Source organism: Zhongshania aliphaticivorans (assembly GCF_001586255.1).
GTDB classification, from domain to species: Bacteria; Pseudomonadota; Gammaproteobacteria; order Pseudomonadales; family Spongiibacteraceae; genus Spongiibacter; species Spongiibacter aliphaticivorans.
Map to the genome: position 1 here is coordinate 3,323,833 of NZ_CP014544.1, position 18,863 is coordinate 3,342,695.

Genomic DNA, 18,863 nt, shown 5'->3' on the forward strand with positions numbered 1-18,863 from the left:
TCAGCTAATCCTGTTATTTTGTCACATTGGAAATTATCATAGCTAACATTAGCCCCCGCTTAACGGGCAATTTCAATAATTCAGGTAATCCCGAGTGACCAATAGCACATCATATACCAGCTCAGCGCTGCGCGTTATCCGTATGGAACGGGATGCCGTTGCCGTCCTCGCCGACCGCATAGACGAAAGTTTCAGCCAAGCCTGCGACATTTTAATGGGCTGTAAAGGCCGCGTCGTGGTTACCGGCATGGGCAAGTCGGGGCACATCGGCAATAAAATTGCCGCCACCCTTGCCAGCACCGGCACCCCAGCTTTCTTTGTTCACCCCGGCGAAGCGAGTCACGGCGACCTGGGCATGATTACCGCTGGCGATGTCGTCATTGCGCTCTCCAACTCCGGCACTACCGGCGAATTAATCACTATTCTGCCGCTGCTTAAGTTACTCGCGGTACCCGTCATCGCGTTAACCGGCAATCCAAACTCAGAGCTCGCCACCACCGCAGATGTGCATTTAAACGTCGGGGTGGCCGAGGAGGCCTGCCCATTAAACCTCGCACCAACGTCCAGTACCACCGTCACCTTAGTGATGGGGGATGCCCTCGCGATCGCCCTATTAGAAGCGAGAGGCTTTACTGCCAATGACTTCGCCCTATCCCACCCCGGTGGCGCGCTGGGCCGCAGACTGATCCTAAAAATCGACAGTATTATGCACACCGGCGACAGCATCCCCAAAATTAGCTTAGGCAGTGCACTCAGCGGTGCCCTACTGGAAATGAGCAGTAAAACGCTAGGCATGACCACCGTGGTTGACGACGCTGGCGTGCTTGTCGGCATTTTTACCGACGGCGACCTGCGCCGGGCCATTGATCGCGGTATTGATATACATAAGTGTCCCATCGATGACATTATGACCCGCAATTGCCGCACCATTAAGCCCGGCACCATGGCCGCTGAAGCCCTGCGCATCATGGAAGATAATAAAATTACGGTATTGGTCGCCGTCAATGAAGACGGTCAACCCGTCGGCGTCATCCACACTCACGACCTGCTCAAAGCAGGCGTTGCCTAGGAATCTGCAACACCATGAACAGTGTTATTGAGAAAGCAAAAACCATCAAACTCTTGGCGATGGATGTCGACGGCGTGCTGACCAACGGCAGCCTGTACTTTGGCAATAGTGGCGAGGAGATGAAAGCATTTAGCATTCTCGACGGCCTCGGCATTAAACTACTGCGCGACGCGGGTATTAAACCGGCCATTATCACTGGTCGCTGCTCCGAACTGGTTAAGCGTCGCGCCGGTGAACTCAAAATAGAGCTAATTTACCAAGGCCGCGAGGACAAACTCGTCGCCTTAGAGGAGCTGCGCGCTGATCTCGGGCTTGAAATGAGTGAAATTGCCTACGTTGGTGACGATCTACCCGATCTTTCTGCTATCCGCAAAGCTGGCCTAGGGATTACCGTTGCCAATGGCCACGAGTTTGTCGCTCGCCACGCCGACTGGCAAACCCGCGCCGCGGGCGGCAGCGGCGCTATTCGCGAAGTCTGCGAGCTAATCCTTACCGCTCAAGGCAAACTCAATAGCGCGCTGGAACAATACCTCTGACATGAAGCAAATCAAATTCACTGTCTTCTCCGTGCTGTCGGCCATCACCGCCATGGCCGGTATTATTGTCTACCTAACGCAATTCAGTGAAAGTGGTAAGCTGAGTATTGTTGAGCGTTTTGAGGCGGTTCCCGATGCCGACTCTCACCTCACCAAAGTCGACGGCATTAAATACAGCCGCGATGGCGAAATCGCCTACAAATGGCGGGCAAGCAGTGCGGAGCGATTAATTTCCGATGGCTCAATTTCATTGCAAGACCCCTTTTATATCGGCAATATCGCAGACCAACGACCGTGGACGGCCAGCGCTAAGACCGGCAAGCTATCTCAAGACGGCGAACAATTAACCCTGCTCGACACCGTACTGGTAAAAGATTTAATCCGACAGGCACAAATAACGACCGAGTTACTGCAAATAAATTTAGAGAGCAGCGAAGTGAGTACTGACCAGCCACTGACCCTATCATTGCGCAATGGCAAAACTCATTCACTCGGCATGAAAGCCAGCATGAAAGATGAACGTGTTGAACTCCTTGATCAGGTAAAAGGCCATTATGACCCTATTTAAAGCCGCGCTCGCCATCACGCTTACCCTGAGCGTTTGCAGCACTGCGCTGAGCTTGCCCGATGACCGCAAACAAGCCATCAATCTGAGCTCCGATAGGGCAATTTACGAAAACAACCAAGGTGTTTATATCGGTAACGTCAATATGAATCAGGGCTCGCTCAAGATCCGCGCCGACAAACTGACCATTATTGAGTCAAACCGAAAAGTTGAAAAAGTGATTGCCGAGGGCAGCCCCGCCTACTTTGAACAACAGCCCCGGGCCAAAGAGGGGGTCGTAATCGCCAGCGCCCAGCGCATTGAATACAGTTTGGCACAAGAGGAAATTCTTCTCCAAAAGAATGCCTCGATTACCCATCAAGGTTCCAAAATCTCCGGCGACCGCGTGGTGTACAGCGGCCGCAAGCAAATGGTGGTGGCCGACGGCGGCACCACAGAAAAAGAGAATCGAGTAAAAATGACCCTCCAACCCCAAGCAATCCCTGACGGCGACTTGCCTGGCGGTGACGCCAACAACACGACGACCAAGCCCACCCCTGACAACGCCCCCAGCGGAGAATCGCGCTAACCATGCCAGTTCTGCAAGCCAGCAATCTCGCCAAGGCCTACAAGGGCCGCGAAATCATTAAAGATGTGTCGCTCACCATTAGCAGCGGCGAAATTGTCGGCCTACTCGGCCCCAATGGCGCAGGTAAAACCACCTGCTTTTATATGATTGTTGGCATCGTTAATGCCGACAGGGGCACGATCCGCCTCGATGATCGCGACCTAACCAAACTGTCAATTAATGGCCGCGCCAAAAACGGAGTGGGCTATTTGCCACAGGAAGCGTCAATTTTTCGCAAACTGACCGTCGCCGATAATATTATGGCCATCCTCGAGACCCGAAAAGACCTCAACCGTACGCAACGCAAAGAAAAATTAGAGGCTCTGCTTCAAGAGTTTCACATTACCCATATTCGCAAATCCATGGGTATGGCGCTGTCCGGCGGTGAACGTCGCCGAGTTGAAATTGCCCGTGCGTTGGCCACCGAGCCAAGCTTCATACTCCTTGACGAGCCCTTTGCAGGGGTAGACCCGATCTCGGTGAACGACATTCAAAATATTGTAAAGCACTTGCAAGCGCGGGGCATTGGGGTACTCATCACTGACCACAACGTCAGAGAAACCCTCGATATTTGCGACAAAGCCTATATCGTTGGCGAAGGCCGTATCGTTGCCGAAGGGGACGCCAACACCGTATTAAGTAATCAGATTGTCCGTGACATTTACTTGGGCGATAAATTTACTTTATAAGTTATGCAATGAGTAAATGAGTCGGCACAGGTATTGCAGGAGATGATTGTCCCGACTACACTGAGAGTGAGGCATAATTGTTGCCGGTAGAGTAAAACCTATTACTCGTGTTGCCATCACCCCGTTGTAGAAGCCGCTGCCTATGAAACAATCGCTACAGCTCAAAGTCGGTCAAAGCCTGACCATGACACCTCAGCTGCAACAAGCGATTCGCTTATTACAACTCTCTACCCTCGACCTCCAACAAGAAATACAATCAGCATTGGACTCCAATCCACTGCTTGAAATCAGTGATGACAGCGACGATTTTGAAGTCAATACCGAACCCACATCCGCCGAACCCAAAAAAGCAGAGAAAAGCAGCGACCAAGAGACCGAAGCCCCGCAGCCCGAAGCAGACACTGAATGGGCCGAACGCAGCGACATCCCTGACGACCTGCCGGTAGACAGCCAGTGGGACGACGTTTACCAAACCAGCGGCAGTAGCAGCGGCTCCGGCAGCGGTTCGGCAGCGGAAGACAACGACTACAGCAACGACTATCGCAATTCCAGCGCCGACTCCCTGCAAGACCATTTACGCTGGCAGCTAAACCTCAGCCGCCTATCTGATATTGACCGTTTAATTGCCGACGCCATCATCGACGCCATCGATGACAATGGCAGGTTAACGGTCAGCGCAGAAGAACTTGTCGAAGGCTTTGCCAGTGACGAAATCGAAATCGAAGAGTTCAATGCGGTTTTACATCTTATTCAGCAATTTGATCCACCGGGCGTAGCCGCCCGCGACCTGCAAGAGTGTTTATTGATTCAGCTCAAGCAATTACCCGCCGACACCTATTTAGTTGAAGAAGCCCGTCTTGTCGTGAGCCAATATATGGCGCAATTGGGCAATCGCGACTATAACCAGATAATGCGTCGCTGCCGCTTAAAAGAAGATCAGCTTCGCGACATCATAAAACTGGTGCAATCGCTCAACCCCACACCGGGTGACAGCATTGGCGCCGACGAAACTGAATATGTCGTCCCCGATGTGTTTGTAAGCAAAAAGGACGATCGCTGGCTGGTGGAGCTGAACCCTGATATTGCACCCAAAATTCAAATTAACGCACACTACGCGGCACTGGCCAGAAAGAGCAGCAATAGCAGTGATAACGACTATATCCGCGACAATCTGCAAGAAGCGCGCTGGTTTATCAAAAGCCTACTCAGCCGCAATGAAACTCTAATGAAAGTCGCAACCAAAATTGTTGAATACCAACGCGGCTTTTTAGAATACGGCGAAGAAGCCATGAAACCCCTGGTTTTACACGATATTGCCGAAGCGGTTGGCATGCACGAATCCACGATTTCACGGGTAACGACCCAAAAATACATGCACACCCCAAGAGGCATTTTTGAGCTTAAATTCTTCTTTTCCAGTCATGTATCAACCGACACCGGCGGTGAGTGTTCATCGACCGCTATTCGCGCGTTAATTAAAAAGCTGGTGGCGGCAGAAAACCCCCGTAAACCGCTAAGCGACAGTAAAATTACCGACTTACTCGGCGATCAAGGCATTCAGGTTGCCCGCCGCACCATTGCAAAATATCGAGAATCACTGGTTATTCCGCCCTCAAACGAGCGGAAACGACTGGTATAGTGGCAGTGCCCCTGTTACGGTCATTGTCGTCATACACGCGCCGTGAGGCGCTAGTTATTTTCAGCGATGAAGGAGCAAAATATGCAGATTACTGTTAGTGGTCACCACGTTGATGTTACCCCGTCTCTTCGCGATTACGTCAATACCAAGCTCGGCAAACTTCAACGACACTTTGACAACATCACTAATACCGACGTCACCCTGTCAGTAGAAAAGCTGATCCAAAAGGCCGAGGCCACCGTGCACGTCGCCGGCGCCGACCTATTTGCCACCTGCGAATCGGAGGATATGTACGCGGCGATCGACAGCCTGACCGACAAACTCGATCGACAATTAATTAAACACAAAGAAAAAACTCTCGGCCGCTAAGGCCCTTGACCTAAACCACTGTTGCAAGAAACCATGATACTCAATTCCATTCTCACCTTAGGACGCACCCACAGCGGTGCGTCCATTACCAGTAAAAAACGACTTCTTGAATTCATTTCAGCCGGTATCAGCGCCGATAATAGCGAATTTGACGCCGATGAATTATTTAATGAGCTCTTGGCCAGAGAAAGACTGGGCAGTACCGGTATTGGCCACGGCGTCGCTATTCCTCATTGTCGCAGTAGCCGCTGCACCGCGATCACCGGCATGCTCCTCAAGCTAGAGCAAGCCATCGATTTCGAAGCGGTAGACGACCAGCCCGTCGACTTGGTGTTTGCTCTTATCGTGCCAGCAGAAGCCCACGACGAGCACCTTAAAGTCTTAGGTGCGCTTGCCACGGCCTTCAATGAAGAAAGCTTTCGCAGTGAGCTGCGCAGCGCCACGTCTGACCAGGCCCTCTTTGAGCGAGCGCTACAAAGCTAATGGAACTCATCATCCTCAGCGGGCGCTCAGGTTCCGGCAAAAGTACCGCCCTGCATCAGCTGGAAGATGAAGGCTTCTATGCCATCGACAATTTGCCCGTATCTCTACTACCCGAGCTGGTTCGTGAGCTGTCACGAAGTCCACTGAAAGTGCACCAGCACGTCGCCGTATGCATCGATGCCCGCAACGCCCAAGATGGCCTAGCACGCTTCAAAAGCCTGTGCGATCAGGTCAAACAATACGCCCACCTTCGAATCGTCTTTCTCGACGCCGGTGACGACAAACTTATCAAGCGGTTTAGTGAAACTCGCCGTCGCCACCCGCTAACCACTGACTCGCTGCCACTGGCCGATGCCATTAAACTGGAGTCTCGTTTACTGGAACCCATTGTGGTCGAAGCCTCGCTGGCAATCGACAGCAGTGACATGACGGTACACGAACTCCGCGCGGCGATTCGCGACCGTATTCTCGGTGTCGACGCCAGTCGTCTTGCCGTGCAGCTAAAATCCTTTGGTTTTAAACGCGGCCTGCCGATTGATGCCGACCTTGTCTACGACTTGCGGATGCTGCCCAACCCCCACTGGCAAGATAATTTACGCAGCCTCACCGGTCGAGACCAAGCCGTGCAGGACTTTCTCGCCAAACAGCCTGATGTGCAATTGATGCATCACGATATTCTGCAATACCTGCAAACCTGGCTACCCAAAATTGAAGCCAGTAACCGCAGTTATTTCACCATTGCGATTGGTTGCACCGGTGGTCAACATCGCTCAGTATATATGGTTGAATCCTTGGCAGAGGCCATGCGTAGCGCCTACCCAGACTTACAAGTTCGCCATCGCGAACTCCAGAATTAGAGAAGACACGATGGTCGAAGCAGAACTCAAAATCATTAATAAGCTCGGCTTGCACGCCCGCGCTGCCGCCAAACTCGTTGCCACCACAGGTGCGTATAGCTCGCTTATTACCCTGCGCATTGGCGACAAAAGTGTCGACGGCAAAAGTATTATGTCGGTGATGATGCTCGCCGCCGGAAAAGGCAGCGACATTCACGTTCGCTGCGAAGGAAACGACGAGACGGCGGCCTTGAGCGCAATACAAGACCTGATAAATCAACGCTTTGGTGAGGGTGAGTAAGAAACTTTATTTCATCTGAAATTAGCTAGTGGATTGTTGCGCGCCGCGCTTTCAAGGATAATTACCAAGATATCTCACAAATCCACCACGGCTCAGGCTAGGGATAGGTATGGCCCAGACTGCAGACAAGCTACAATCCGAGAGCCAGCTAAAAACCCTTAACGACGCCCTGGGTTCTGGCGGGTTTCTGCAAATTCGCCGCATGCTAAACGGCCTGCCCCCAGCAGACGCCGCCCACTTAATTGAATCAACGCCGCACAAAATCCGTAGTGTTTTGTGGCAGCTTATCGACTCTGAGAATGAAGGCGACATCCTTCAACACCTCAATGACGAAGTCCAAAGCCAATTCCTACGGCAAATGGACGCCGAAGAAGTCGCGGCCATCACCGAAGGTCTCGAAGCCGACGACATTGCTGACATTCTCCAGCAATTACCAGACCGCGTTATTCGCGAAGTTCTGGAATCGATGGACCATCAAGATCGCCTACGCGTAGAACATGTCTTGTCCTTCGACGAGGACACTGCTGGCGGCTTGATGAACACCGACACGATTACCGTGCGGCCCAACATCACCCTCGATGTCGCGATGCGTTATTTACGCCGCCATGAAAGCCTGCCAGAGATGACCGACAGCCTGATCGTCGTCAATCGCAACGATCAATACATTGGCATACTGTCGCTGCGCAAACTGCTGGTCTCTGACCCCAGCGTGACCGTGCGGGAAATCATGGACACCGAGGTGGAACCGATCTCTGCCAGTATGTCGTCAAAAGAGGTCGCCACGCTTTTCGCCCGCCACGACTGGGTCTCTGCCCCGGTCATTGGCGAAGACAGTCTATTGCTCGGCCGTATCACCATCGATGACGTGGTCGATGTTATTCGCGAAGAATCCGACCACTCCCTGATGAGTATGGCGGGTTTAGATGAAGACGAAGACACCTTCGCCGCCGTGTGGAGTACCGCACCGCGCCGGGCTATATGGCTTGGTATCAATTTACTCACTGCCTTTATTGCCTCCGGCGTTATCAACTTATTTGAAGCCACCATAGAAAAAGTGGTGGCGCTGGCGGTACTCATGCCGATTGTAGCCAGTATGGGTGGCGTCGCCGGCACCCAAACTTTAACGGTGGTGATAAGGGGTATGGCATTGGGCCATATCAGTAAAGACAATAGTCGCTGGCTCATTAATCGCGAGATCATGGTCGGCGCGATAAACGGCGGCCTCTGGGCCTTGATCGTAGCGGGCGCCACTACTGTGTGGTTCGGCGATCCACTGATGGGCGGCATTATTGCCGCCGCCATGATTATTAATTTAATTACCGCCGCGCTAGCGGGGGCTGTTCTGCCGCTGGCCATGAAATCCCTAAATATTGACCCCGCCCTCGCTGGCGGCGTAGTACTTACCACGGTTACCGATGTTATCGGCTTTATGTCCTTTCTCGGCCTAGCAACCTATTTTTATGCTTAATAGCAACGGATTTTAATGTGACTGACGAAATACCCGAATCAGAGCGCCCCAGTAAAACGGCGGTGAAAAAAGAGATGCAAGTCCTCCAGCAATTGGGGGAGAAGCTCGTTAAGCTCAGCAATAATGAACTGGCCAAAATAACGATTCACGATGAGCATCTCATCGAGGCGCTAAGCACCGCCCGAAAGTTGACCAGCCGTGAAGCACTGCGCCGCCAGCTCCAGTATATTGGCAAGCTAATGCGCGGAATCGACCTCACAGAGATTGAAGCTGGCTTAGCCAAACGCGAAGAAGGTCAACGAGAGCAAGCTCAGCAATTTCACCGATTAGAGCTACTGCGCGATGAACTCGCCGAGACTGGTATCGGCGCCATAGAAAAGGCCCTAAACGTCTACCCCCATGGCGATCGTCAACGTCTGCGCCAACTGGTAATGCAAATAGACAAGGACGCACAGGCAAAAAAACCGCCCGCTGCTAAACGGAAATTATTCCAATATTTGAAAGAACTTCAGGCCGCCAAGCCTGCTGACTAATGGCAAAGTTATAAACGGCGGTGCTGGGCAACTGGCATTCGCTTGCGCAATGCCAGTTGCTCCTCAGCGTCATAGTTAGCAATAACCGTGCAGGCGCCCAAGCCCGCCTCAGCCAAGACCTGCCCCCAACTGTCAATAAGCACAGAGCCGCCCGAGGTCTGCCGTTTAGCATCGTGGATACCGCCTTGGTTAGCCGCTACCACAAAACATTGATTTTCAATTGCGCGAGCACGAAGCAGAGGCAACCAATGCGCCCAGCCGGTGCTGCGGGTAAACGCCGAAGGCAGGGCAATAATATCAACCCCTTGATCCTGCATAAGCCTGAATAGCTCTGGAAAACGCAGGTCGTAACACACCGCCACGCCCAGCTTGCCCAGTTCGGTATCGACAAGCAGCACACTGTCGCCCGGCGCATAGGAATCAGACTCCCGATAGCGCCCTTGGTCATCACCAAGCTCGGCATCAAACAAATGTATTTTGCGGTAACGACCAAGACAGCTGCCGCACGCTGCGTAGACAAAACTCGTCGCGTACACCCGACCATCTTCCGCTGGGGTAGGAATAGTGCCGCCGACCACAATAAGCTGATACCGCGCTGCCAGTGCACTGAGGAATTGCTGCAAAGTCGAGTCGACGGCCTCGGCAGCTGCTAGCGCGGCGATGTCGGGACTGCCAAACAAGGCAAAATTTTCCGGCAGCACCACCAGTCTTGCACCACTGCTCGCGGCCTCTGCAACCAAGGCTTCCGCCCTCTGTAGATTCGCCTCCAGATCCGCACTGGACACCATTTGAATCGCCGCTAAATTCGCCACGATTACTTTAGCCCCGGCTTGCCGGTGTTACGGCTTTGGGGCGTACTAATATCAAAGGACTCGTCGTCAAAAATATTTTTAAAAATCAATTCAGGCTCCTGAATAGTGCCCGAAATTTCATATACCGCACTGGAAAAGCTGTCCATCTGCTCTTCAAAAACCTTGCTCACCACATAGGCACCGGCCGCCGCTGGCAAGCCCCCCACCAACGCCGCCACCCAAGGTAAATTACTACCCACCGGCAAGGTTGCAACCAAGCGCAAATCAGGTACTTCGGTGCGCAAATTAATGGCACCCGTCATCTGGAAACGGCTCGATGGCCCATGAACATCCAGTGGTGACGATAATTGCAGCTGACTATCCGCTAGATTCAAGCCGCCCCGCATCCGGTCAAAATAAATGCCTTTTTTAAACACATCGCGGAAATCAAACTTTAAGCGACGCACAATATTGGCCATATTGAAGATACTAAAAATTCGCAGAGTGCCACTGGCCGCATCCGAGGTTTTTAAAAACCGGCCATCCTTAAAAGAAAAGCTAAACTCGCCCTCACTGTCGGCGAGCGTCCACTGGCTGGGCGCTCCCGGCCACTGCAAATTCAGGTCAAAATTACCGCGCCGAGTTTCCATTACCCTCGGGTAGGAGAAACCCTCCAAGACATCACCCAGGTCACCCACGCCAAATTGGCCCCGCAACTGGGACGTATTTTGGCCGTTATCATCCTGCAGCCAATGCAAATTAGTACTGCCGGCCACCGTTGCCAACTCAATTCCCCGCAAACTGCCACGCACATTATAAAAATGTGCGCCGTCGGTATCACTGCGTAAATCGAAGCCGAGCCGCCCCATGACTTCATCGCCAATACTCAGTTTCACGATATCCAGATCGACGCTCGGCAGGCTTCGCGGATCTACTCCCGCCAGGGAATTAGCCGACGAATCCCTTGGCGAAGGCAAGCTCAAGTAGTCTAATTTCAATTTATAAACGTCACCCGCCGCACTCCCGGCCCGGGGAATGTGAAGATCGCCAAGTACCTGCGGGCTATTAATATGCAACAACCACGCGTAGGGATCACTGCGCAAAGAAATTTGCGCAGCCTCTAGTAAATTATCGAAAACCATCACTTCATCGATATAGAGGTCCTTAACACTAAACGCTAAGCCCTCTTCTGAACTCGTATTACTGGCAGCTAGCTCGGCATAGCGATCATAAACTCGCCGCCACTGGTCAAAATCAGCAAACGCGAGTCGGCCACCTATCAGCATTTGTCCAGGGCTTAAATCTCGCCAGGTATTCGGTTTCGACGCCGCACCCACGTGTAAATTTGCGCTAATCGCAGCACCATCTTGAAATCCGAGTAATAAGCTCAATTGCTCAGCCAAGTCGACATGCATCACTTGAAGGCCATCGCCAAAAGGCAGGCTTATTTTTACATCGCGTTTTTTATCCGCCGCTTTATACAATGGCTGCGGCAGTAGAATATCCACCCCTCGCAAATCAGATGTCACTGTTAAGCCGGCGTCCGAACCGGTCTGAATATGCAGTTTGGCCGCCGTGCTACCACGGAAAAAGCCCATTGCGGGCTGCCCAGTCCAGCGGCCAATATCAGCCATATTGATATTGCCATTAACATCGATAGCGAGCTGCCCGCCGCGCTGCTTAATGCTGGCCTTCATAGGCTGGCCAAACAGCTTAGCGCCTAAACCTCGGCTCCGAATACCGCCCTCGGTCTGGTAGTGTAAATGACCAATTGCATCGTTTAAGGTCAAACGATAATTGCGCATTTCAATCGTGTTGAAATTGATATCGGCGTCGACGCTGACATCAATTTTCGGTGTCTCGGTCAGGGTCATTTGTAAGGCAAAATCAACATCAGCATCACCTTCACCACGCCACTGATCAAAGACATTGCCGACAGATTGATGAAGTGGCGTTTCAGTGAATAAGCGCTGGGCCTGTGCAAAGTTTGGCCGCGCACTGGCACTAACATCTAATGTAAACAGGCCATCTGTATCCGGCCCTATTGCCACACGCAGATCGTCCACCGCTAAACCGTCGAGCTGAGCCGCGTCGGCCACTGTCGCAGTGACCAGGGCATTGTCTATTAAAACCTCGGCGTTAGCGGCGCTTATGACGGGCCAATCCGGATGAAATGCGAGTTCAATGTCGCTTAAGTCCAAATGCAATTGCACTGCAGGGTGGTCCTCAGTAGACGCCAGCAGTGAACCCCGATAGATAAACCCCGCAGTATTGGCCCTGCCTGCGCGAATGCTTTTACCTAGCCAATCAAGCAAACCATCGCTCAATACCGTCGGCGTAAAACGTCGGTGCAAGGTGACATCAGCATCCTGTGCACCAATGACTAAGCTCATCTGGGGCTCGACATCTGTATCCTTGTGCAGCGGCAGGTCCAATCGCAACAACGCCGATATAGGCACGCCCTGATTGTCGGCTTTTATCAAGCCACTACTTAGCGCCAAATGATCGTCATCAAAAGCCCAATTCAACTCAGTTTTGACGTTTTGCAAGTCGAAGGCTTGCTCATAAAGATGCGGAAAATCCAAGGCGAGGCGCGGCGAATCCAAGAGCAGCAAACCCCGCCTCGGTGCAATTTCCATATACCCAGACAAGCCCTTTGCACCAGGGGCACCCTGCCAGGGTTCCACACTTAAGGCATTGGCTTGAGCGCGTAAGTTAAAGCCTTCGAATCCTGTAGGCGAAATGTGCAAATCTAATTGGATATTATCCAAGCTTCCCTTGGGCGCCAGCTCCGCCAGGGTCATTTGCAAAGCTGGGCTCAACGCCTCGCTTTCGAGCAACAAGGTGTTAGCAATATCAAGGTCGAGCTGCGGCAGGCTAAATTGCCAGCGCGACGCTTCTGGCCGCTGCACAGACACGCCAGCCAGATCCAGCTGCATGTCTTGCCAACGCGCATCAAATTCAGAAAAACCAATTTGCCAGAAGCCATCGCGGTGGCTGCCTTTAAACCGCATATTCACATCATTAAGCACGGTGCCCTGAGAATTCCACAGCACACCCAAAGACAGCGCCGGGGTCTTTAATACGCCACTGATACTGATCCGCTGCGCCTGCCGCCAGCTCAACCACACCTCGCCACTGAGTTCGCTATCAATCAGCGGCGCACTGTCTTTAAATAACGGCGTTAATGCGCTTAAACGACTATTAGCAATGGCTAAATACGCGCTGGCGCTAAAGCGCTCGGTATTGCGGGGATCACCGTAGGATTCCAGTAATAACTGAATATCGCCATCACTGTCGGTATTTAACTCGGCATAGGCTCGGCGAAATTTATCATCGCTGCGCAAAAAGAAATCACGCATGCTTACTTGGGTTTGGTTGCCATTAGCGTAGTGAAGCTTTACCGAAAACGATTCTAGGGTGGCATTGCGCACACCCAGCACCGAGTCAATCAAGGTGTCGGGACTGCCGCCACCCTCCGTATCCAAACCCGGAATACGCCATTGCCCAGCGCTGTCCTGCTGTAAATCTAGCGCGAGTTTCGCCACTTTAATCTGGCGAATTTTAGGGGTGCCGGAAAAGAGCGTGGCGAGTAAATCTATTTCAATACGGCCGCGATCAAAGCGCAGAGCGCCACTTTCACCGAGTTGAAATTCAAGTAATTCAATAACTGGCGACAAGCCTGCCCAGCTACCATGCATTGCGCTGGCTTTCAGCGGAATACCTGAATACGCCTCGGCCTGCTGAAATATTTCGTCCTGATAGCGGTCAACTAAGCCAATATACTGCCGCCCCAAACTGGCGTAGAGGGCGAGCAAAACCAACACCAGCAGCGCGGTACCCCAAAGCAAGCTGTAGAGTTGTCGAAATAGACGCCCGAGCATCACCATTCACCCACAGTGACCGCCGCGCTGACTCACGCTCATCACCAGCGTCACAATAGCACCACGTCATATTGCTCTTGGGTATACACGGCCTCAACTTGAAAGCGGATACTCGCGCCAATAAACTCTTCTAAGTCAGCAACGCTCGACGACTCTTCGTCGAGCAAACGATCAACCACCTCTTGCGATGCCAGTACCAATAAGCGTTTACTCTCGTAGGCTCTCGCCTCGCGCAGTATTTCTCTAAACACCTCATAACAAACGGTTTCCGGCGATTTCATCGAGCCGCGACCATGGCAGTATCGACAGCTCTCACACAGAATATGCTCTAAGCTTTCGCGGGTGCGCTTGCGGGTCATTTCCACCAAGCCCAATTCTGACACCCCCGTGATTGAGGTCTTGGCGTAATCCTTTTCCATGGCCTTTTCCAAGGCTCGCAAGACCTGACGACGATGCTCAGGGTCTTTCATGTCGATAAAATCAATAATGATAATACCGCCGAGATTGCGCAAACGCAGCTGCCTCGCCAGCGCCGCCGTCGCTTCTAAATTCGTCTTAAAAATAGTTTCTTCAAGATTGCGATGACCAACAAAGGCGCCGGTATTAATATCGATGGTGCTCATGGCTTCAGTTTGATCGATAATTAGGTAGCCGCCCGATTTCAACTCGACCTTGCGACCAAGAGCTTTCTGAATTTCGTCTTCAACCCCATAAAGATCAAAAATCGGCCGTTCGCCGGGGTAATATTCAAGCTGGGAGACTATTTCCGGCAGGTAATCCTCGGCAAACTGCGCCACTCGCTGAAAACTTTCTTTGGAGTCAATACGGATTTTCTCCAAGCCTGGCCGCACCAAGTCGCGCATGGTGCGCATAAACAGCGGCAGGTCTTCGTAAATAACACTCGGCGCGACATCGCGTTTCATCCGCCGTTCAACCGCCACCCACAAACGTTTTAAAAATTGCACATCGGCGCGCATTTCCTCTTCGCCGGCGCCCTCTGCGGCCGTGCGCAGAATATAGCCGTCCCGCAATTCACCGTTTTCATCAAGAGCTTCTAATTCCAATAAATCGCGCAGACGCTGGCGCTCAACGTCGTCATCAATTCGATGCGAAACGCCAATATGCGCAGCGCCAGGCATATACACCAAATAGCGCGACGACACTGATAAGCGGGTCGTTAAGCGCGCACCCTTGGTGCCCATGGGATCTTTGCTAACCTGCACCGTCAGCAATTGGCCCTCGCGAATTTTAGTGCGAATATCCGCGTGTTCACCGTCGGCGGTATCTAAACTGGCAATATCTGAGGCGTGAATAAAGCCGGTGCGCTCCAAGCCAATTTCAACGAAAGCGGCCTGCATACCGGGCAATACACGTACTACCTTGCCCTGATAGATATTTCCGGCAATACCCCGCGAGCGGCTGCGCTCAATATACACTTCCTGCAACACGCCATTTTCGACCACGGCAACCCGAGTCTCGACCGGCGTGACATTGATCAGAATTTCTTCGCTCATGGCCTTACTCTAACCCGATTCCGGCATCTCTCAATAAAACCGCCGTTTCATATAATGGTAGCCCCACCACTCCGGAATAACTGCCCGAGATGTGTTGCACAAACTTCCCCGCAGCCCCTTGTATTCCGTAGGCTCCGGCCTTGTCGTCGGCATCACCGGTAGCGACATAACGATGAATCTGCTCGGCATTTAGATCGCCAAAAGTGACATCGGTCACCGCCAAGCTCAGCCGCAGTTGGCCCCTCGCGTAGAGTGCGACCCCCGTCATAACCTGATGCGTACGCCCGCTCAATCGCGTCAACATTGCCCGAGCCTGCGCCCGACTTTCCGGCTTACCTAAAATATCGCCATCGACAATCACCGACGTGTCGGCGGCGATCACCGGCGCCAGTCCAACGCGATCTACCACCGCCATGGCCTTCTCCCTAGCCATGCGCTGCACATACTGGGCCGCCTCTTCGTCGGCGTGTGGCGTCTCATCAATATCGGCGACAACAACTTCAACGGCAACGCCAATCTGCGCAAGTAATGCCTTCCTGCGCGGTGACTGCGACGCCAGTATCACTATTTCAGACATTTCAGTAGACCGCAAACAAACGCTGCAACCAAGCAATGCTCGGCCGCAAGAACAACCACAAGAAACCGGTACTTATAATGGGTAAAAACACCAGCCAATGCGTTTGGGCAACACCGTTAATATTTTGTGCCCACTGATCGACTAAAATATGGAAAAGTTCCAGCAAGGAAATAAACGCAGCCTGCTTACGTAAACTAAACATACGCAAACGCTGGTACGAGACTTGAATAATGTAGGCAATGACGGCCAGCGCAAAAGCATTCTGCCCCAACACCACGCCCTGCAAAATATCAAGCACCATGCCGCACAGCCAACTGGCAAATACGCCAACCCGCTCCGGCAAGGCCAGCAGCCAATACACCAAGGTCAATAATAGGAAATCGGGACGGGCCCAAGCCCAATCACCGCTCAGCGGGGAAATACTCAGCAGCAGCGCTGCCAACAAACTTACTACGACAAACCACAGTCCGTGCGCATGCGATTCCACGCGCTACTCCTCCGACTTCTGCTCACTGAAAACCAGTAAGACATTGCGACTGCGATCAAGCTGCGCCATCGGCCTTGCCCGCACTTCGGCAAAGGGCTGACCGGGGTCTATGGATACGTCGGTAACCTCGCCAACCGGGTAGCCACCGGGGAAACGGCCGCCCAAACCGGAGCTAACTAAAAGATCGCCAACTTGAATATCGGTGGTAGCCGCGACATGGGTCAAGGTCAACTCGTCTATCAGGCCAGTGCCTTCGGCAATCGCCCGCAAACCATTGCGACTCACTCGCACCGGCAAGGCGTGGGCGCTATCGGTAATTAATAACACCCGACTCTGCAATAAACCGACTTCTATAATTTGACCGAGCAAGCCGGTAGCATCAATCACAGGCTGACCAACAAAAGCGCCATCGCGACTACCTTTATCTACAACCAGCTGATGACGATTAGGGTCCGAGGCAACCGCCACCACTTCGGCCACGACAACCGTGTCGTTAAGACGCTCGGCAGAATTCATTAACTCTCGCAACCGCACGTTCTCGGCGCGAAGTTCAATGTATTTTTGCAGCTTGGCATTCAGAATTAAGGACTCAGCGCGCAGCCGCTCATTGTCGTCCATTAGTTCGCGACGCGTACTGAGCGTATCACTAAATTCGCTCAGCATTTTACTGGGCACATCAACTACCCAGTAGAATGGCGCAGCAACAAGTGACAACTGAGTGCGCACCGGCGCCATAAAGTCCAGTCGTTGGCCGACCAAAATAAGCGCGAGCGCGATACCACCAAACAACAGTAAGCGCCCGCCAACCGAGGACTCATTCGAGAATACCGGTTTAATTGCCGCGTCCTCCCTCTACAGGGCGAATCATTATTACTCTGCAGACAATATGTCGAGATGATGCCGATCCATCATTTCCAGCGCCTTGCCACCACCGCGGGCAACACAGGTCAATGGATCTTCGGCAATAATAACTGGCAGTGCACTTTCATCGGCAATTAACTGATCAATGCCACGCAACAGCGCACCACCGCCAGTCAGAACAATACCGGTTTCGGCGATATCCGCAGCTAACTCTGGCGGCGACTGCTCCAGCGCGCGTTTAACGCCTTGAATAATCACCTGTAGAGGTTCCTGCAGTGCTTCGAGTATTTCGTCGCTGTTCAAGGTGAAACGACGGGGAATACCCTCGGCTAGGTTGCGGCCGCGCACATCAATTTCACGCAGCTCACTGCCGGGGTAGGCGCAGCCAATTTCCTGCTTAATTCGCTCGGCCGTCGCGTCGCCAATCAAGCTGCCGTAGGTGCGGCGCACATGAGTGACAATCGCTTCGTCGAAACGGTCACCACCAACGCGCACAGAGTCGGAATACACCACGCCGTTCAAAGAAATAATAGCAATTTCAGTGGTGCCACCACCGATATCCACTACCATCGAACCCGAGGCTTCACCAACCCGCAGACCAGCACCAATTGCGGCGGCCATGGGCTCTTCGATTAAACGCACTTCACGGGCACCGGCACTGAGTACCGATTCGCGAATCGCGCGGCGCTCAACTTGAGTACTTTTGCAGGGTACACTGACCAACACCCGAGGGCTGGGTCGAATAAAACTATTTTGATGTACCAATTTAATAAAATGCTGCAGCATTTTCTCAGTCACTTGGAAGTCGGCAATAACACCGTCTTTTAATGGCCGAATAGCGGTGATATTACCGGGCGTCCGTCCCAACATGCGCTTGGCTTCCATACCAACCGCCTCAATGGTTTTCTGACCATTGTGCACGCGAATAGCTACTACCGAAGGCTCATCGAGAACGATGCCCTGACCTCGAACATAAATAAGCGTATTTGCTGTTCCAAGATCGATAGATAAATCGTTGGAGAACATGCCACGAATTCGTTTAAACATTAGTATGTATCACCTTATACGGCCCGTATATTTAGACTAGAGCCAGGCTATAGAGACTCGAAGAGATTGCCACCCGGCAATTTTCGCATGCCCCTGAATTGAAAACTTTGCCACTCTATCAATGGCAGGGATTTAGGGCAAGGCGCAAATATGATAAGTTTACGGGTTTACTGCTGTCTGCCAAGCAATCTCGGTGCCACGCTCAAGCTAAACACCGAAAAATACACGCCTGCGCCAGCCTATTACCGACGAATTTAGGTGACCCATGAGTTTAGACCAGAACGAAATTAGCAAACTGGCCAGACTGGCGCGTATCAACGTTGCCGACAGTGAAACCGAAGAGCTCAGTCAACGCATTGGCGATATTTTAGATATGATCGATGTTATGCAAGCGGTGGACACCAGCAATGTAGTGGCCATGGCCAATCCCCACGACGCTGTTCAGCGCTTACGCGCCGACGAAGTGAGTGAAACCAATCAGCGTGAACACTTCCAAACTATTGCCCCGCAGACCGAAGACGGCCTGTATTTGGTTCCCCAAGTTATTGAGTGAGACCACTGGGCACCCGCTGCCCACCGCGCGACACCCACATTAAACATATTGCCA

Annotated in this window: 20 protein-coding genes; 13 read left to right on the plus strand and 7 right to left on the minus strand. The window is 52.4% G+C overall.

Annotated features, from left to right (window positions below):
- The first annotated feature begins 94 nt into the window (after nucleotides 1-94).
- From AZF00_RS14720 to yjgA, 12 genes are all read left to right on the plus strand, one after another.
- A complete protein-coding gene (locus AZF00_RS14720) occupies nucleotides 95-1,069 on the plus strand; it encodes a KpsF/GutQ family sugar-phosphate isomerase (protein ID WP_008251630.1) in 975 nt (324 codons plus the stop codon).
- A 14-nt stretch (nucleotides 1,070-1,083) separates the two neighbouring features.
- Complete coding sequence (locus tag AZF00_RS14725; protein WP_008251632.1) at nucleotides 1,084-1,605, plus strand: KdsC family phosphatase; 522 nt, start codon at nucleotides 1,084-1,086, stop codon at nucleotides 1,603-1,605.
- Between the two features lies 1 nt (nucleotide 1,606).
- Nucleotides 1,607-2,173, plus strand: a complete 567-nt coding sequence (gene lptC, locus AZF00_RS14730; protein ID WP_008251633.1) for an LPS export ABC transporter periplasmic protein LptC — start codon at nucleotides 1,607-1,609, stop codon at nucleotides 2,171-2,173.
- Nucleotides 2,160-2,738 (plus strand): lipopolysaccharide transport periplasmic protein LptA, encoded by a 579-nt coding sequence (gene lptA, locus AZF00_RS14735; protein ID WP_008251634.1) that lies wholly within the window; start codon nucleotides 2,160-2,162, stop codon nucleotides 2,736-2,738. The genes lptC and lptA overlap by 14 nt, the downstream gene beginning before the upstream one ends.
- Nucleotides 2,739-2,740: 2 nt before the next feature.
- Complete coding sequence (gene lptB / locus AZF00_RS14740) at nucleotides 2,741-3,466, plus strand: LPS export ABC transporter ATP-binding protein (protein WP_008251635.1); 726 nt, start codon at nucleotides 2,741-2,743, stop codon at nucleotides 3,464-3,466.
- Between the two features lie 142 nt (nucleotides 3,467-3,608).
- Nucleotides 3,609-5,105 carry an RNA polymerase factor sigma-54 gene (locus AZF00_RS14745; protein WP_008251636.1) on the plus strand — a complete coding sequence of 499 codons (1,497 nt, stop codon included), beginning with the start codon at nucleotides 3,609-3,611 and terminating at the stop codon, nucleotides 5,103-5,105.
- A gap of 81 nt (nucleotides 5,106-5,186) precedes the next feature.
- A complete protein-coding gene (hpf, locus tag AZF00_RS14750; protein ID WP_008251637.1) occupies nucleotides 5,187-5,474 on the plus strand; it encodes a ribosome hibernation-promoting factor, HPF/YfiA family in 288 nt (95 codons plus the stop codon).
- Between the two features lie 33 nt (nucleotides 5,475-5,507).
- Nucleotides 5,508-5,957: a PTS sugar transporter subunit IIA gene (locus AZF00_RS14755; RefSeq protein WP_008251639.1), complete on the plus strand. Its 450-nt coding sequence runs from the start codon at nucleotides 5,508-5,510 to the stop codon at nucleotides 5,955-5,957.
- Nucleotides 5,957-6,814 (plus strand): RNase adapter RapZ, encoded by an 858-nt coding sequence (rapZ, locus tag AZF00_RS14760; protein ID WP_008251640.1) that lies wholly within the window; start codon nucleotides 5,957-5,959, stop codon nucleotides 6,812-6,814. The genes AZF00_RS14755 and rapZ overlap by 1 nt, the downstream gene beginning before the upstream one ends.
- Nucleotides 6,815-6,824: 10 nt before the next feature.
- Nucleotides 6,825-7,094 carry an HPr family phosphocarrier protein gene (locus AZF00_RS14765; protein ID WP_008251642.1) on the plus strand — a complete coding sequence of 90 codons (270 nt, stop codon included), beginning with the start codon at nucleotides 6,825-6,827 and terminating at the stop codon, nucleotides 7,092-7,094.
- A gap of 109 nt (nucleotides 7,095-7,203) precedes the next feature.
- Complete coding sequence (gene mgtE / locus AZF00_RS14770; RefSeq protein ID WP_008251644.1) at nucleotides 7,204-8,562, plus strand: magnesium transporter; 1,359 nt, start codon at nucleotides 7,204-7,206, stop codon at nucleotides 8,560-8,562.
- Nucleotides 8,563-8,579: 17 nt separating this feature from the next.
- The gene (gene yjgA, locus AZF00_RS14775) at nucleotides 8,580-9,095 is read left to right on the plus strand and encodes a ribosome biogenesis factor YjgA (protein ID WP_008251646.1); all 516 of its coding nucleotides are present in this window, start codon (nucleotides 8,580-8,582) and stop codon (nucleotides 9,093-9,095) included.
- A gap of 8 nt (nucleotides 9,096-9,103) precedes the next feature.
- On the opposite strand, the gene AZF00_RS14780 is transcribed toward yjgA, so the two are convergent.
- The 7 genes from AZF00_RS14780 to AZF00_RS14810 form a co-directional block, all read right to left on the minus strand.
- Nucleotides 9,104-9,907, minus strand: a complete 804-nt coding sequence (locus AZF00_RS14780) for a carbon-nitrogen hydrolase family protein (RefSeq protein WP_008251649.1) — start codon at nucleotides 9,905-9,907, stop codon at nucleotides 9,104-9,106.
- A 2-nt stretch (nucleotides 9,908-9,909) separates the two neighbouring features.
- Nucleotides 9,910-13,770 carry a YhdP family protein gene (locus AZF00_RS14785; protein WP_008251651.1) on the minus strand — a complete coding sequence of 1,287 codons (3,861 nt, stop codon included), beginning with the start codon at nucleotides 13,768-13,770 and terminating at the stop codon, nucleotides 9,910-9,912.
- Between the two features lie 50 nt (nucleotides 13,771-13,820).
- Nucleotides 13,821-15,284, minus strand: a complete 1,464-nt coding sequence (gene rng / locus AZF00_RS14790; protein ID WP_062384130.1) for a ribonuclease G — start codon at nucleotides 15,282-15,284, stop codon at nucleotides 13,821-13,823.
- Between the two features lie 4 nt (nucleotides 15,285-15,288).
- Nucleotides 15,289-15,861, minus strand: coding sequence for a Maf family protein (locus AZF00_RS14795; protein ID WP_008251654.1), 573 nt, complete (start codon nucleotides 15,859-15,861; stop codon nucleotides 15,289-15,291).
- A gap of 1 nt (nucleotide 15,862) precedes the next feature.
- Nucleotides 15,863-16,348 (minus strand): rod shape-determining protein MreD, encoded by a 486-nt coding sequence (mreD, locus tag AZF00_RS14800; RefSeq protein ID WP_008251656.1) that lies wholly within the window; start codon nucleotides 16,346-16,348, stop codon nucleotides 15,863-15,865.
- A gap of 3 nt (nucleotides 16,349-16,351) precedes the next feature.
- Nucleotides 16,352-17,137, minus strand: coding sequence for a rod shape-determining protein MreC (gene mreC, locus AZF00_RS14805; protein WP_008251658.1), 786 nt, complete (start codon nucleotides 17,135-17,137; stop codon nucleotides 16,352-16,354).
- 81 nt (nucleotides 17,138-17,218) lie between these two features.
- Entirely contained in the window at nucleotides 17,219-18,256 is a 1,038-nt protein-coding gene (locus AZF00_RS14810; protein WP_008251661.1) for a rod shape-determining protein, read from the minus strand.
- A gap of 265 nt (nucleotides 18,257-18,521) precedes the next feature.
- Here AZF00_RS14810 and gatC point away from each other — a divergent pair, with 265 nt between their 5' ends.
- A complete protein-coding gene (gene gatC, locus AZF00_RS14815; protein ID WP_008251663.1) occupies nucleotides 18,522-18,809 on the plus strand; it encodes an Asp-tRNA(Asn)/Glu-tRNA(Gln) amidotransferase subunit GatC in 288 nt (95 codons plus the stop codon).
- Nucleotides 18,810-18,863: the final 54 nt, after the last annotated feature.

Coding starts and splice junctions, on each gene's coding strand:
- AZF00_RS14725 (WP_008251632.1), top strand. CDS start 1,084: ATGAACAGTGTTATTGAGAAAGCAAAAACCATCAAACTCTTGGCGATG.
- lptC (WP_008251633.1), top strand. CDS start 1,607: ATGAAGCAAATCAAATTCACTGTCTTCTCCGTGCTGTCGGCCATCACC.
- lptA (WP_008251634.1), top strand. CDS start 2,160: ATGACCCTATTTAAAGCCGCGCTCGCCATCACGCTTACCCTGAGCGTT.
- lptB (WP_008251635.1), top strand. CDS start 2,741: ATGCCAGTTCTGCAAGCCAGCAATCTCGCCAAGGCCTACAAGGGCCGC.
- AZF00_RS14745 (WP_008251636.1), top strand. CDS start 3,609: ATGAAACAATCGCTACAGCTCAAAGTCGGTCAAAGCCTGACCATGACA.
- hpf (WP_008251637.1), top strand. CDS start 5,187: ATGCAGATTACTGTTAGTGGTCACCACGTTGATGTTACCCCGTCTCTT.
- AZF00_RS14755 (WP_008251639.1), top strand. CDS start 5,508: ATGATACTCAATTCCATTCTCACCTTAGGACGCACCCACAGCGGTGCG.
- rapZ (WP_008251640.1), top strand. CDS start 5,957: ATGGAACTCATCATCCTCAGCGGGCGCTCAGGTTCCGGCAAAAGTACC.
- AZF00_RS14765 (WP_008251642.1), top strand. CDS start 6,825: ATGGTCGAAGCAGAACTCAAAATCATTAATAAGCTCGGCTTGCACGCC.
- mgtE (WP_008251644.1), top strand. CDS start 7,204: ATGGCCCAGACTGCAGACAAGCTACAATCCGAGAGCCAGCTAAAAACC.
- AZF00_RS14785 (WP_008251651.1), bottom strand. CDS start 13,770: ATGCTCGGGCGTCTATTTCGACAACTCTACAGCTTGCTTTGGGGTACC.
- rng (WP_062384130.1), bottom strand. CDS start 15,284: ATGAGCGAAGAAATTCTGATCAATGTCACGCCGGTCGAGACTCGGGTT.
- AZF00_RS14795 (WP_008251654.1), bottom strand. CDS start 15,861: ATGTCTGAAATAGTGATACTGGCGTCGCAGTCACCGCGCAGGAAGGCA.
- AZF00_RS14810 (WP_008251661.1), bottom strand. CDS start 18,256: ATGTTTAAACGAATTCGTGGCATGTTCTCCAACGATTTATCTATCGAT.
- gatC (WP_008251663.1), top strand. CDS start 18,522: ATGAGTTTAGACCAGAACGAAATTAGCAAACTGGCCAGACTGGCGCGT.